General features: G+C 41.3%; 12 protein-coding genes and 1 pseudogene. 8 read left to right on the top strand and 5 right to left on the bottom strand.

Annotation, left to right across the window (positions count from 1 at the left end; all coding sequences use genetic code 11):
* Position 1 precedes the first annotated feature (1 nt).
* Together C7Y69_RS09960 and C7Y69_RS09955 are read right to left on the bottom strand one after the other, a co-directional pair.
* Positions 2-3,286 (bottom strand): DUF748 domain-containing protein, encoded by a 3,285-nt coding sequence (locus C7Y69_RS09960; RefSeq protein WP_126872596.1) that lies wholly within the window; start codon positions 3,284-3,286, stop codon positions 2-4.
* Between the two features lie 90 nt (positions 3,287-3,376).
* Entirely contained in the window at positions 3,377-3,934 is a 558-nt protein-coding gene (locus C7Y69_RS09955; protein WP_126872595.1) for a DUF2780 domain-containing protein, read from the bottom strand.
* A 534-nt stretch (positions 3,935-4,468) separates the two neighbouring features.
* Here C7Y69_RS09955 and C7Y69_RS21560 point away from each other — a divergent pair.
* On the top strand, positions 4,469-4,627 hold the full coding sequence (locus C7Y69_RS21560) for a hypothetical protein (RefSeq protein WP_185864160.1): 159 nt from the start codon (positions 4,469-4,471) through the stop codon (positions 4,625-4,627).
* Positions 4,628-4,828: 201 nt separating this feature from the next.
* Here C7Y69_RS21560 and C7Y69_RS09950 read toward each other — a convergent pair whose 3' ends face one another.
* Both C7Y69_RS09950 and C7Y69_RS09945 read right to left on the bottom strand, forming a co-directional pair.
* Positions 4,829-5,431, bottom strand: coding sequence for a hypothetical protein (locus C7Y69_RS09950; protein ID WP_126872594.1), 603 nt, complete (start codon positions 5,429-5,431; stop codon positions 4,829-4,831).
* A 582-nt stretch (positions 5,432-6,013) separates the two neighbouring features.
* Positions 6,014-6,901, bottom strand: a complete 888-nt coding sequence (locus C7Y69_RS09945) for a LysR family transcriptional regulator (protein ID WP_013782708.1) — start codon at positions 6,899-6,901, stop codon at positions 6,014-6,016.
* 115 nt (positions 6,902-7,016) lie between these two features.
* Here C7Y69_RS09945 and C7Y69_RS09940 point away from each other — a divergent pair, with 115 nt between their 5' ends.
* The 4 genes and pseudogenes from C7Y69_RS09940 to C7Y69_RS09925 all read left to right on the top strand — a co-directional run bounded on the left by C7Y69_RS09940 (position 7,017) and on the right by C7Y69_RS09925 (position 11,117).
* Positions 7,017-8,195 (top strand): sterol desaturase family protein, encoded by a 1,179-nt coding sequence (locus C7Y69_RS09940; protein ID WP_013782709.1) that lies wholly within the window; start codon positions 7,017-7,019, stop codon positions 8,193-8,195.
* Positions 8,196-8,216: 21 nt separating this feature from the next.
* On the top strand, positions 8,217-9,359 hold the full coding sequence (locus tag C7Y69_RS09935; RefSeq protein WP_041452458.1) for a carbohydrate porin: 1,143 nt from the start codon (positions 8,217-8,219) through the stop codon (positions 9,357-9,359).
* Positions 9,360-9,381: 22 nt separating this feature from the next.
* Positions 9,382-9,873 (top strand): DUF1993 family protein, encoded by a 492-nt coding sequence (locus C7Y69_RS09930; protein WP_013782711.1) that lies wholly within the window; start codon positions 9,382-9,384, stop codon positions 9,871-9,873.
* 73 nt (positions 9,874-9,946) lie between these two features.
* Positions 9,947-11,117 (top strand): annotated as a pseudogene (locus tag C7Y69_RS09925) (IS3 family transposase).
* A gap of 261 nt (positions 11,118-11,378) precedes the next feature.
* On the opposite strand, the gene C7Y69_RS09920 reads toward C7Y69_RS09925, so the two are convergent.
* A complete protein-coding gene (locus tag C7Y69_RS09920) occupies positions 11,379-12,110 on the bottom strand; it encodes a FadR/GntR family transcriptional regulator (RefSeq protein WP_013782715.1) in 732 nt (243 codons plus the stop codon).
* Between the two features lie 502 nt (positions 12,111-12,612).
* On the opposite strand from C7Y69_RS09920, the gene C7Y69_RS09915 reads away from it, so the two are divergent.
* The 3 genes from C7Y69_RS09915 to C7Y69_RS09905 all read left to right on the top strand — a co-directional run bounded on the left by C7Y69_RS09915 (position 12,613) and on the right by C7Y69_RS09905 (position 15,026).
* Positions 12,613-12,984, top strand: a complete 372-nt coding sequence (locus C7Y69_RS09915) for an alpha/beta fold hydrolase (RefSeq protein ID WP_013782716.1) — start codon at positions 12,613-12,615, stop codon at positions 12,982-12,984.
* Positions 12,985-13,158: 174 nt separating this feature from the next.
* Complete coding sequence (locus tag C7Y69_RS09910) at positions 13,159-14,400, top strand: sensor histidine kinase (RefSeq protein ID WP_126872593.1); 1,242 nt, start codon at positions 13,159-13,161, stop codon at positions 14,398-14,400.
* Positions 14,397-15,026, top strand: coding sequence for a response regulator transcription factor (locus C7Y69_RS09905; protein WP_126872592.1), 630 nt, complete (start codon positions 14,397-14,399; stop codon positions 15,024-15,026). The genes C7Y69_RS09910 and C7Y69_RS09905 overlap by 4 nt, the downstream gene beginning before the upstream one ends.
* Positions 15,027-15,118: the final 92 nt, after the last annotated feature.

Below are 15,118 nucleotides of genomic sequence, written 5' to 3'. Positions count from 1 at the left end.
GTTAGTTAGCCTCAAGCGTTAAGGCGACTCCGCTCTTTTTAAGCTGTAAATGTTGTCGACTATTCAGTAAAAACAGACGATTCGCGTCTACCGCAAGTTCATTTGCCAAGAAGTTTTTCACCGTTTTGGCGCGGGCATCAGCTAAATGGGCAAGTTCCCGCTTCGGTATGTCCATGGCACTTCTTACTTGATTGTACATGGCGATATAGAGTGCTTGTTCGACTTGCGCGGCATCAGGTGCTACTTGAACAGGTGTTGTTTCGCTATCTGCAGTATCTTTACCTGTATCTTCACCGCTTTGCTGCAATTTAGCTATTACCACTACGCGTTCTTCTTCTACTGTTTTGCCGGTGCTGCTAACGAATAACTCACTTAATGCGTCAGCGAGAGGGCCGCTTATCGGCATAGTACTTGGCGACAAGCTTTCTGGTAGCGCCTGTTGGCCAGAAAAGGCCAACAGCTGTTGTTGCAGTTTCTGTTCCGCTAGTTCATAAGCGTCAGGTACTTCATCTACAGTGCCTTCAATATTCACGCGAAGTCCAGGGCGTTTTGCTAGCGCATCGGCAAGGGTAGCGAGTTTGCTTGATGCAGCATCACTTAGCTGTGATGAGCCATGTGCAAAGTCGATTTCGTTAAGCTTATCGTCATCGCTGCCGACTAAGTTCGCCAACAACGAAAATGGCGCAGTCACCGCTTTCGTGATTAAGTTACCAATTGCTTTTAATATAATAGAGCCGAACCCAAAGGTTGGGCTATCTAAATCACCCGACACTTCAAGACCTAGATCGATAACACCGTTTGAGTCTTCTAATAAAGCTATGGCCAGCCCAAGCGGTAAGCTAAGCGCTTGGTCAGAGTCTGTTTTCCTACCTAAGGTAAGTTGGTCAATGACTACATGGTTATTGCCCGCTAATTGGTTATCCTCCAATAAATACTGAATATCGAGGGACAATAAACCTTTATCAATAAAGTGCCCCATATAAGTACCTGAATAAGGGTTTACTGACGTAAGTTCCGCGCCTTCTACGGTGAAAGTGAGGTCTAAAAAGATATCTTTTATTAGCGGGTTAATCGCGCCGTACAAAGCAACTGGCGCGTAGCCATCTATTTTACCCTTTACGTCTACATTTGCGGCGGTGTCGGCATTTGATGAGAGTTTAGTAATGCTGCCGTTTAAGCTTTCAATTCCAGAAGCAAAGCGAGGGCGCAAAGAATTATCAGCAAAGTAGGCGCTACCATCATTAAAGACAATTTCACCAATGCGAATAACAAGCTCAGAGACTTCTTCGTCAGCGCTGGGGTGAGCTCCCTGTTTAGATTCAGGTTGGGTTTTGGTTTCTGGTGTCGAAATAGAGGGGGAGGCAGTTTGTTCTACTACAATATTACTGAAGTTAGTTTGCTTGTCTTCAGCGATTAATAGCTTAGCGTAGGGTTTATCCAGCGTGATTTTTTCTAAAGAAAGGGTGCTGTCAGTAGAATTATACTTAATACCTTTAATTTGAAGGTCGGCCCATTGCAGCAAAGGCTCTTGCTTTAAATCATCGATAACCGTGAGTGACGCTATGCTCGCCTGCCCATTAAATACTACTTTACTGTCACTATTGGCTTCAAAACTACCTGAAAGATCTGCACTGCCATCTTCAAGAGCAAGATTTAAATACTGCGCCACATAAGGCTGAAGTTGGGAAAGGCCGAATTGGCTGATATCAATAGTCCCCGACACGGCTTGTTCATTTGCCGAAATAGCGCCTTTACTGCTTATTGATGAAGCGGGTGTAGTTATCGATGAAGTGGCTGATAGGCTTGAAGTGGAAGACTGCGCTAGGCTGCCACCGAGCTTCATATCAATAGTGTAATCGATTGGGGTTGTAAGGGTAGAATCTATAACGCCCGTGCTTAAATTTAGCGGAAATACTCGCCAATTAACCCCGTTAGAAACCATATTTTCTCTTACGAGTATATCGGCGTCGTTTAACGCGAACGTTTGCAGTACTACCCGCCATGCCGCTTTATCGCTTTGTTTGGCATCGACGGAAGCTGAGTTCTCTGTGTTTGGTGCTGTGGCCGGCGTGCTCGAGGCCGCTTGCGAAACTTTTTCATCAAACCCTTTTGGGGTAAATATTGATACTAAATCTACGCCCGATTCGTCGATTTGAGCACTTATCCAAGGCTGCTCTAGGCTAATATTAGCAACATTAACCTGCTGCGTTTTGGTATCTAGGTTTATATCACCAACGCGTAATTCAGCAAGCTTAACTCTAGGGCTTTCTTTGTCAGAAATTACTAATTGAGACAAAGATAAGTCGGCATTATTTGCTTGAAAGCGAAAATCATTATTGTCTTGTGATAGATGATAATTGAGGGAAAAACTTAGGGCGCCGTTTGTTATTTTCGCATCAAGTATGTCATCAGATAATGGCCAAAGCGGGGCTAATGCAATTTGGCTAACCTCAAAACTACCCGCTATATCTATGGGAGACAGCTGAAACTGCCCATCGAATTGAACGCTGCCGCCTTCGGTGGTCGCTAGGGTAAACGAATAGTAGTTGGCTGATTCATCGTTGCTGCTATTTTCAGAGCTGTTCTTTGCACTAATAGCGCTATTACCAGCGGCACTAACCTGACTTTGGCCTGCATCTACATTTAAGGAAGTGGCTAGGGTATCAAGATTATTTAGCGTAAAAGACAACTCTGGGTAATCAAGCTGTGTGTCGGTGACATAATCGGCCACGGAGATGTGGCCATTGCTCAGGCGAAATTTCCCCAAGCGAATATGAGGTATTTCGCTTTGCTCTTGCGCTTCATGCTCGGTTGTATCGTGATTAGCTTTAGCGAGCGTATCTATAATGTCAGAAAAATTAAATACGGTGGTATCTTGATGAGACGCTAGTGAAGTATCACCTTCCGATACCCGAGCAAAGCGTGCATAAGGGGCATTTAGATAAATGTGCTCTAGGGTAGGGGTAAAGCTGAATAGGGTGTGCCAAAAGCCCACATCAAGCTCAAGCAGTGTAAACGCAATAAATTCATCGTCGCTACTCGCTTCTTCAATAGAAAATCCAGACACCCTAGCGCGCAGCAAGAAAGGGTTAATGCGAATATTGTCGATACTGACATTTCGGCCTAACTGTTCACTCAATATTCTTGGTGCTTTGGATTCAAGAAACATAGGCGCAACAAGACCCAGTATTAACGCGTAGAATAAGTATGCCAACAGAAAGTAGGTAGCAATACGCCGCCATTTAGGTTGCTGCTTAAATGAAGTGGTTAAGTTTTTTATGGGCATAATTATTCTAGACGTATTAAAAAGAAGAGGAAAAAGCGGCGAATAAATGATGGCATAGGTCAATCACTCACTCAGCCGCCAAAATAAATATTAAAGCATTGAGGCTAAATTACCTAAACCAGACTGAAGTAAAGATTGTGTTTCTTCATTGCTGTTTAGGTAAGTGTTAATTTGTGTGATAAAGCTGCTTATCATATCTGCATCTAAACCCAGTGCATCGAATTGTTGCTTCAATTCGTTTATAGAACCTAGAGAGCTACTATATTCAGAGGCTTTGCTTAGCAAGCCTGACATAGTTGAACCGCCATTAGTAGAATCTGCCGCAACAGAAGGTACGTTTTCTAACAAAGAGTCTAACCCAGGGATGGCTCTGGCAAGTTCTGAATAATCAGCAGTAGTGAGGTTGCCTTTAGCATAATCAAAAATAGAGGCTAAACCACCTTCAGATTGCGTTTCACTTACGCCTAAATTTTCTGACACCATACTTACCAAACTAGACACATCTAACGAGCTAGCCTCAGCCGCTTCTGTGGTTTGTGAAGTGGATGTACTGGCATCACCCAACATACCTTTTAGTTTGTTAAGCGTGTCGTTGGCAGAAGCGTGTGCCGAAAATGATAATATAACGAATAAAGATAAGACTTTCATAAGATTTTCCTTTGAAGTAGAAATATACCGGGCTGTAGCTAGTATGTCAGCAAACTAAGAAGCAAGGTTAGCGCTAGTCTAGCTCGATAGCGCAGTAGATAGTGTTTTACATAGTGAAATGGGTGAAATTTAGGCGGTATTCTGAAGCGCTATCCTAACGTAAATTTAGTGCTATTGCCTGAAATAAAGTGTAAAGCCGCTTTACATTCGTGTGGGGAAATACGAAGCGTGCAGTAAGTCATGTGGCCATTATCTTTTATAGAATGTGCGGATATTATTTTATATGAGACTAGGGCTTTCTATTAGGCTAAGGGCTTTGCGTCGACAGCATCGAGTAAAAGCACTGGGGGAAATATCGTGTACACACATCGTGTAGGGAAGTACTGCTTTAGGTTGTTACTTCATAAAGTAAAATTTCACAATAAATGATAACAAATCAAATAAAATGATAACAATGTTGAGGCTATGCAGTGGCTTTTGAATTAGTAGGAATCGGTCTTGGTGTGAGAATTTATCTTGTTGTCGGAGAAGAGCATGACAAGCATCAGCGGTATCGAGTTCGTTTCATGGGCTCTACCTATAACAGGTTTTGTATTGGTTATCGGTGTGTTTGTCATCAATCATTTTGGGCCGAAAATAGAAAGTTGGGGTGAAAAACATATCAAGAGGCAAGGTAATAATCATAAAATTTGAAGAATGTACTTTTTAGATGCATGTGGGCTTGAAATCTTTATCACGAAAGCAACCGTTACGATTTTTGTAGATCCATAACTCTCTTCGCGCTAATTAATGCTCTATTCAACTCCTAAAGCAACTAATCTAATTTCAAATTGTCAGTCAGACTCTAAAAATCCTCATTGTCAGACATGACATGTTCTTCTAGCAACGCCTCTTCTATTGCTGATAACAGTGAAGTTTCGTCATCGATTGACTAGCTCTGATATGGTTGAGAATTCCAAAAGCCGCTCGTTTATGCTTAGTATGCAACGTCGAAAATAGCACTTTTTGTTCGCTAGCGTCCCTATCATTAATAAACTTATCGGACTCTTCTTTTAACAGCTTGGCCTTTTCTGAACTGTTTGCTACAACATCAAAAATGTTATCAAATTCAAGATTACTTTCTGTCTCTGACTGCCTTTCCCCTTCCACTCGCTCAGCATCTTCTTGTTCGATAGTATAGGAAATATGCTCATTGTATTCGCAATCCACTGAGCCAAACTCTCGACCTACTGGACCACCGAGCGCTCCATGAAGTCCACGTTTTTTGCACCACGCGATAGCCATCTTATCCATGCCATCTGATGGAATATCAACAGACAATTGAGAAAAAGATTCATCATCAGTGTGCCCTCTGGTGATGTTAAATGAAGCCGGGTTATCAATAACAAGTTCTGCTGGATTTGAATTGTCAATTGTGTTGATAAGACTATCTTGAGCAGAAAATTCTTGGTGTAAACTGTGATCCGCTTCACTAAAAATCCGGTCAGTTTTCATCATCATAAATCCTATGTTTGCTTTAACACGGCCTGCGCTCTTTTTAACAATAAATCAGTTGAGAATTGTAAGATTTGGTTTAATTCAAAATCCGAACCGAACCTAGCAAATTATGTGTGAGTCAGTACAGTTAAAAGTGTACATTTTTAATAACACTACCACTCCTCATTTCATGTTGCAGGCATGAAATATTTCTGGCTTTTTGTATTCCTTGTTGAGGCCAACGTTCGCAACAGCCTGACCAAGCGGCGGCAGTGTGTCCGCTGAAGTCACAGCGATAGTTAATCATTCTAACGCCAAACTTGCTGCTTCTTAAATTTTAGACTTAATACTCTGGCACGAATCCAATACAGTAAGGTGGACCGCAATTTTAGCGCTCAAGCGTCTCCTGACTATCTTAGAAATATGAAATGACCAACTGCATATACGCGTCGTAGTTCAACAAAAAATAACGGTGTCCCACATAAATGGAATTAGTGGCGTGATTAATCTTAAACATGGTCCACGTAAGATGTAATTAGCAGTCAGACAGGAGAAGAAGTCAGGACGCTACAGTTATGAACTATCAAATCAAAGCGTAAACCTTCACCACTGGAATTCAATTAGGCAATCTATTAAGTATTTAACTCTTAGTGGCTGATACCGAGCAGAGGGATAGATCACATTTAATGCGGACTCTTGGCCTACAAATTGATTTAGTGCTGTCACCAATCGACCTTTCTTAATATCCTCATGTACGTCCACGCTAGATTTATATACTATTCCTTTTCCTCTTACGGCCCACTCTCTGGCAATGGAGCTGTTGTCAGTACAAAATTGGGAATTTACCTTCACTTGGATTCGTTGGCCCGACCGATTATAGAAAACCCATTCGTTATCTATCTTGTCTCGAACTTTATAACAGATGCAAGGTAGGTGAGATAGTTCTGAGGGGTGTTGTATATGGCCATGCTTGAGTATAAAGTCGGGAGAAACACATAAGACTCTTCTCTTATCGGATAGAGGACGCGCAACGAGTCTTGAATCACTGGGAATACCATACCTTATTGCTATATCAATATCGCCGGAATATAAATCTTCCACGAAGTCAGATGTGTTTACCCGAAAACGAACCTCGGGATAGATGGACAAAAAGGAGTCAAGAACCCCGAGAAGTCTCGTCTTGGCTAAGTCAGTAGGTGCAGCAATTACTATTTCACCGGCGAGTATTTCCGATTTATCTTTGACTTCTTCAAAGGACTCTTCAAGCTTTGCAAACGCCAAACGACTTTGTTGATAAAAAGATCTACCCTCGTGGGTTTCTCTAACTACTCTCGTAGATCGTTCAAGAAGTCTCACATTCAACCGAGCCTCAAGCTTTTTCACTGAGTTGCTCACAGCAGTACTGCTCACTCCTAGTTTTTTAGCAGCGCCTATGAAGCTCCCTTGCTCCACAACAGCATGAAAAGCCCCTACTTCACTATAAATACTCATTTAACGCTTTAGATTATAAACCACAGGTTGATAGTAAAATAATAAATACACTGATTATTTTCAATAGAATTCGACATATTCTACAGCTCGGTCTAACAAAACAAGGAAAGTTGCTATGTCTGAGCGAATCCTCAATAGTGCAAAAACCTTTAAATCAGGTAAACAGCTGCTTAAAAAAATGTGGCACTACAATATCGAAGTACCGAGAACAAAGTTATTGTTTTTAATTACTATAGCAATAGGTGTAATAGGTTGGAGCATTTGGCAACCTCAGGTACTGCGAATGATAGACGTTTATCATTCTGGCACTGTTGAAGTATTTTATATGGTAGAAAGTATTCAGCAGGACTGGATTTCGCCAGAGCTATATTCTCTACTAATATGTATCGCAGTCGCAAAAATCGTTTGGGGTCTAGCTGTCGGACTAGCAGATTTGGTTTTCTTCAAACGCCTCACTGGCCGCTCTTTCGATTATGCGAATATGCTAAATATGGTTGTCGTTAACTCTCTTATTCTGTTTTTGGGTGTCTTCAGCTTTAGTCTTTTACCAGTAGAGAACTTAATTGATAGTTACGATTCATTTATTGTTTCAATTCCTACACTCGTTCATCTTGACGGTGTATCTGCTTTTTTAATCGCCATGTTACTTGGAGATTTCTGTTTTTATTGGTCACATAGGATGATCCACAATGTTAGGGTATTTTGGAACTTAGGTCATATATACCATCACAGAAATGAAAATCTGACTCAGCTTACTCACGGTGTAGAGCCACGATTTTTTCTGTTAAATGCGCATGGTATCGCTTCGTTGATGTTGCTCCCTCTTGTTGCAAAATTATTTACCAATGATTTTTCTAATGCAGGTTACTTCCTAATACCAATGGCTTTAATCAATCTTTGGATTGATCCCTCTCATTCAGTTGCGCTTTATGCGCTTGAAAATCGTTACAGACCGCTTAAATGGTTGCGCTTATTTTTCATGACGACATGTGTGCACTATACGCATCACTCTCGAGATCCAATTCACAACAAAAGAACCGGGTGCAACTTTGGAGCACGTTTGACGCTGTGGGATAGACTGTTTGGAACATATGTAGAGCCAGTAAATTATATTCCCGAGTCCGGATTATTTAGTAAACATACTGACTATTGCGTGAATCCAATGAGGTATATTCTGCTGCCATATATCAGGTTTATAGACGAGTTCAAAAAAAATAAGCTTCGATATTGGCCGAAAATTCTATTCGGATCGGTATTCTGGTCTCCACCAAACAAGTCTAAACTTAGCCACTAACAGTGCTACATGGCTTTAAGCATGAAGAATAAAAGGTTTATTTTTGCTCTTTTCGTGGCGCTCACACTGACTTGCAGTAGCTGGTCAGCCATTGCATCCTTTGAGCTTGATACAACAGGCTATTTTCGGCATGGATTTTTAATTGGAGTCGATAACGGGAATACAATGAACTGCAACAGTATGTTGAACGCTTTCGCAAAATCCAGATACGGAAACGAATGCGAAGGCTTTTTGGAATTCCAATTACATCCCTCCTATGAAACTGACGAGTTCACACTGTTAGGTGTCATAGGCTGGGATTTCTTGGATTTGCCTGGACAAGATCCATACTTACTCAGCGCCGACGAGCAGTTCTTACAAGTTAGATTTGCTTCTGGGTGGGGACTTTGGACGGGAAAAAGAAGTTATCAACGCCGGGAAGCGCATATTTATGATTATAAATATTATCACTACAGGGGAGAAGGTGTCGGTGGCTACTATGATGTAACTGAGGATATTCGAGTTACAGGTTCACATTTTTTTAGTGATACTCAGGGATCGAAGATAAATTCGACAGATTTACGTGTGTTGATTTCTGATCTTTTTGAGTATCTGGATAGCTCGTCATTAGAAATTATTACTACCTATGGAAACGATACTGATCATGGCATACATAGAGCATTTGGCATAGTCTTCACAACACGGGTGGATAGTGAACTGACTTACTTATTTGCAATAAAAAAAGCGAGCGGCCCGCTCGCACACCATGAATTTTCGCAACCTAGAGGAGTTAATCCCACTACTAATGGAATTCAAGTAGTAAATGAGTTGGTATACGACGCCAATTTATGGAGTCTGGGAGTGACCAATATATACGAAAAAAGAGAAAGCGGAACGCTGGTCTCAGAAACGCAACAGTGGTTTGGGACCGCATTAAGAATTATGAATTACCTGTCATCAGAAATTACGTTGGTTCAAGAGATCAGTTTTGACACATTGGAGCTCAAAGACAAGTACACGGCAAGACATAGAAAGTATTCTTTAGGCTTACAATATTCAAAAAACAAGACTTTTTATGATCGACCAGTATATCGGTTTTTCATCACGGTCTTTGATGTCGATGACCCATACGAGGTTTCCACCGCTGGCATGAATGTGGGATTTCAATATGAAACGTGGTGGTAAGTGAAATAAGGAAACACTGTTTATGAACAATCCAAAAAAAGTATTTCTATATTATTTATCAAATGTTAAAAGAATTCTTGAAGAAAATGACAATGTAGATTCTCACTTAAAGCACCAACTCACAGATACCATGTTCCCGGCACATCAGCATATTAGCACCGCCGTGTCATTTACATTACGTTGTTGCTGTCAACTGGCCTCTAGAGAAATCCTCACGTTTTACAGAGGGACTGACCGAGCAGCACTAATTGATGAGCTGAAGAGTACGATGAGTTATCTTGATTCCATACCAGACAAGGAATTGGAGAGCCAAACGTCTATGCAGTTTGGAATCACAGCAGGGTTTGCTGAACGATCCTTTGAACGTGATACGTTTATTAATATCTATGCCATTCCAAATTTTTTGTTTCATATAAGTATGGCTTATGCCTCACTCAAGGTAAGTGGCCTCTCACTAGGTAAAGCTGATTTTGATCAAATACACCAGTATCCAGATGGATTTTGTTTTGAATAAAACAAAGAAGTGAATCGACCAGACTTCTCTAGACACTTAATTGCTTTATAATTGTGTGTACTAAGGAGAAAAGATGTCTCAGCGATTTACAGAAGAATTTAAAATACAAGCCGTCAAACAAGTTACCGACCAAGGTTATTCGGTGGCAAGCGTTTCTGAGAGACTGGGAGTGACTAGCAGTTCGCTGTATAACTGGATAAAAGCCTACGGCCCAGAGAGTGAAGAACATAGGCAGTCTCAAGAACAATCCGACCGAATTAAGCAGCTAGAGAAAGAGCTTGAAATTCAAAACTCCATCACACAAAATCGAAAAGAGCGTTGCAGTGATCACTTGAACTTACAACCGTATTTTTCGCGGGCGAGTCAAAGAAAAATACGCGTTCATAAAAGCTAGGCTCAAGAATTACCCAATAAAACTCATGTGTGAAGCACTTTTAATACAACGAAGTGGCTTCTACGCATGGGTGGATAAACCGAAATCAAAGCGACAGTTAGAAGATGAGCGCCTGATGGGGTTAATTAAGCATTCTTGGCTAGAAAGTGGCTGTGTCTATGGGTATAGAAAAGTCACGAGTGACCTTAAGGATTTAGGCGAAGCTTGCAGCAAACATCGCGTAGCTAAATTGATGAAGCTAGAAGGTATAAAGGCACAAGTCGGTTATAAAAAGCATAAAGGACACTTCAGCGGCAAGCCTGCGGTTGTTGCCGATAATGTGCTTGATAGGCAATTCACGGTTGCCACACCGAACAGATACTGGGTCACTGATATTACCTACATCCGAACTCACGAAGGCTGGCTCTACCTTGCCGTCGTTTTAGACTTATACTCTCGCGCTGTTGTTGGCTGGTCGATGAGTTCTCGCATGGAGTCTGAGCTTGTTACTCAAGCCCTGCTAGCTGCGGTGTGACAACGAAAGCCTAAAAAGCAGGTACTTATACACTCAGATCAAGGGAGTCAATTTACAGGTTATGAATGGAGTGACTTCTTAACTGAACATAATCTCAAAGCCAGCATGAGCCGTCGAGGGAACTGCCATGATAATGCCGTCGCAGAGAGCTTCTTCCAACTACTTAAGCGAGAACGAATAAAGAGAAAAATTTATACAACACGTGAACATGCAAGAGCCGACATATTCGATTACATCGAAATGTTTTATAACTCTAGACGCAAGCATGGTGACGCGAATAATATGCCTCCACTGGCTTATGAAAAGCTAGAAGAATTCAAAAGAAAATCTGTCTAGTAAAGTCTGGTCGATTCAGGCAGCGCCCCCTTAATGTAAACGCAATGTAATTAATAATTTTCAAATATAAGGGCGTGGATAGTTTTATCCAACACTCATATCATACCAAAATTATTTATTATTCTTACACTTTGGTAAGTCTGTTGTGGTGGGAGTTTTCGTTGATGAGTATCTTCTAAAAATAGGGGTGTAGAGACATAAAAAAACCGCTTAAGGTGAATTAAGCGGCTTAATATTAAGTGATAGGTTTGAGCTGTCGACTTAACCGACTAAATGAGTAATAGAGTATCGGTCTCGGGTTTCGCTTGATTTCTTTTTAATTTCTTCCAAGGCTTTGGCCTCTGATGCTTCAAATAAAGCATTAATCAATCGATTAAAATGTCCATGCATGGCGGTTCGCGCGCTTTGTGAATCACGTGATTTTAACGCCATAAATATACGCTTGTGCTCTTCTAGCCGGTATTGACTACTGGTACCGCAAACGCTTTTGTACGACGATATGATTTGAGGTTGAGATTCTCTTAACTTCCAATAATGTTGAATAGATAACAACAGCGCGTTATTACGAGTAGCCTTGGCGATAATAGAGTGGAATTCTCTATCGGCTTTTTCCGGCTCGTCGTCATTTTCCATTGCAATAAGGGTGTCGTTAAGACTATTAAGCTCTTCATCGGTTATCGAAAGCGCCGCCAGTGCTGCCGCTTCGCCTTCTACCAGCGCGCGGGCTTGAGTAAGCTCAAAAGCACTAATGCGTTGTACTTCACTTTGTTGAGGCTGATTGTCTAGCACATACACACCAGAACTTACTTTAACTTCCACGCGGCCTCGCACCTCAAGTGCAATAATGGCTTCTCTGATGGTTGGTCTGCTGACGTCAAAATTTTCAGCAAGTTCTCTTTCGGGCGGCAAGCGACTTCCAGGGGGATATCGGCCAGCGTCAATTTGCGCTTCTATTTTTTCAACGATATGCCAGAACATGCGACGATTTTTCATCAACTAAACCTTATAACTGCAATAATTAGGTACAAACAGATACAACTTAATCGGTTAAATTGTACTTATTGTTCAACACAATTCAATTGCTTTAAAAGGTTCAAGCATACCGGTGCCTAGCTGCGTTTGTTCTGCTAAATCCGCTAACAAAACCTACCATTTAAAACAATCAATTCAGGATATCTACGTCTTATTCTACAAATACAGAAGTATTTGTTAAAAGAGGCTTATCAAATCATATATTTATATGCACCAAAGAGATTAAAATTATGCTGTTTACAGTCGAAGGCGCTCAAAAACTAAGGGTTTGAAGGATTTTACTTATTATTAGTTATAGCATACAGGGGTTATTGGTCAACAATTTGAGGTGGATTTCTGCGCTTTTAATTGTCAATTGGTTAACATTTTGTGTTCGTTTTTTTACTGGTTTCATCTGTTCAGCATTAACATAATTGATTACTCATAACAAAGTTTCGAAAACGGTTTCGAAGAAAGCACTAGTGTGGAAAAGTTTAGCGGTATTCTTGAAGATTTCATTCCTAACGGCGTATACGGAGACAAGGTGCCGGTTGAAGAGATGATAGATTTATATATTACCCCGTGGAGTAATGAAAAGGGGAAAGCTGCCTTCTTCCGCAATATGCGTAGACTGAATAAAGAATACACCCAAGCCATTGCGGGAAGCCTTCCTACTCTTACTCATGAAACATTGATACTGTGGGGAGATAAAGACGAGTTCCAAAAGCCGAAATATGCACCAATGTTAGCGGATGCTATTCCCGATTCTTCTATCAAGTGGATAGAGGGCGCTGCACATTGGGTTACTGATGAGCAACCTGAATCTGTGTCGGAGTCACTCGTAGCGTTTTTATAATTTCACCAACGTACTTCTGGCGGCTGAACACGGGTAAAATTGACGACTGCCTTGCTAGCCGCCTCCATCTTCTTCTCCTCCTTTTGAATGATTAAAACAGGGCTATTGCAGGATGTGTTTGTTAGCGAAGACTGTTTAGCATAAACACGTCTATTTTGTGTTTATGGTATTGCCATGTCGGGGTTTAAGAAAATATCCAGTGCCATCGTGGCCGTCTTTATCGTGTGTTTTATTGTCTTTTCCTGCGCGGTCTATTTCCAAATTCGCCAAAATATAAACGATGAAACATCCAGTGCGCTAAACCAAGTGCAAGAGATGCTTAAAGCGAATATGAATGCTAACGATATCAAGGCAGTTGCAGAGCAAAGCCCACACCTATCGGTATCAGGCTTTACTGGTCGGTTATCAATGCCTACTAATTATCATTCTGACAACCAACCTATCTATATTCCCATCCATGAAAATCAATATTTGGTAGTAAGAGCGCACAATACTGCCGAATTGGTGCAGAACATGAACCTTTTTTGGCTAGTGGCCGCGTTGTTTTTTACCACGTTAAGCGTGTTGCTATTTACGCTTAAGGTTGCCGTAACGCAGCGGTTGAAGCCCTTAAATCAATTAGGCGATGCTTTGCAACAACTTGTAGATGGCAAAGCAACGAATGATTTTGAAGACAGTGATATTAAAGAAGTTAAGCGTGTTATTGGGCAGTTTCAGCGCTTACAAGATTCACTCCAAAGCAAAGAAAGGCAGTTGGTTAAAATAGATAAAAAACTCGCGCTGTTACAGGAGCAAGAAAGGAGCTATCTTGCTAGAGAGTTACACGATAATGTAGGGCAACTACTTACTACCATTAAAGCTCACGCCTATATTTTAGTGAATTCAAATGAGCCCAGTGTGCTTGAGTTGTCTGCCCATAAAGTGCAGGCCATGAGTCAGCAAATTAGTGACGCCATTCGCCACTTAACGGTCCACCTTCATCCGTTAGTGTTAGACAGAGTATCGTTACAGCAATCCCTTGAAAAACTGGTATTCGAACAAGAATTAGCGCTACCTCAAACCCAGTGGCAAGTTTCTATCAATTTAAACAAATTTGCCCAAGAGCATGAGCGAGATATTCATATTTATCGCTTTGTTCAGGAGGCGATTAACAATGTGGTAAAACATGCTGATGCGTCAAAAGTATGGGTGAATATTGCTGGAGACCAGCAAGGACTTACTATCAATATTCGAGACAACGGCAAAGGGCTTGACGGAAACGCTGTTGAAAGTATTGGTATGTTATCTATGCACAGTAGAGCCAGATGTATTGGCGCTAGCTGCGTCGTAAAATCACACAAAGAGGGCGGTGTAAGGGTTCAGTTGTCGCTCAGATTACAGGGCACTGAAGATTTGCGCCAGGTTAACGTTGCATGAATATCTTGCTAGTGGATGACCATGCTGTAGTAAGAGAAGGTTATAAAGCTTTGCTAAATGCCATGTTGCCTGAATATACGGTTTTAGAAGCCGCTGATGGCCAGCAAACTCATCATTTACTTAGAATGCATACTGTCGACACCTTGGTTTTGGATATTAATCTTGCAAAAGAGAGTGGCTTATTGCTCGCCGCTGACTTTTTAGCCACGCAGCCTAATTTGAAAATCATATTTTTTAGTATGTTTGAGGATTGCGCCATATTACAGCGGGCAATGCAAACCGGCGCTATGGGGTATATCAGTAAAAGTAGCCCGCCAGATACACTTATATCAGCCATAAAAGTGGTGGCCAAAGGGCAAAAATACATAGAACGTTCATTGGCGGTTAATTTGGCTAATCAGCTGTTAAACGCTGATGTCGATATTGCTGCAAAATTAACGAAGCGTGAATTTGAAATCTTCATCGCAACGGCGATGGGTAAAACCCGATTTGATATTGCCAATGAATTAGCCCTGTCTGCGAAAACAGTGTCAAACGCGCTAACAGTGATAAAGCGAAAGTTAAATACCATTCCTGCAGAATTTACCGAGCTGGCAACAAAACATGGTTATATTGGCAAGGCATAAACTTCTTTTCCCCTCCTAAAGTAGGAGCCAAATCGGCCTATCGCATTATGGTGGATTGGCTGCAAAAGTACGATTATCAAATGACACAGTAA

Source organism: Alteromonas sp. KS69, assembly GCF_003989595.1.
Lineage (GTDB): Bacteria > Pseudomonadota > Gammaproteobacteria > Enterobacterales > Alteromonadaceae > Alteromonas > Alteromonas naphthalenivorans.
Note: the sequence above shows the minus strand (reverse complement) of the source record. Positions and strands in the feature narration are given on the sequence as shown.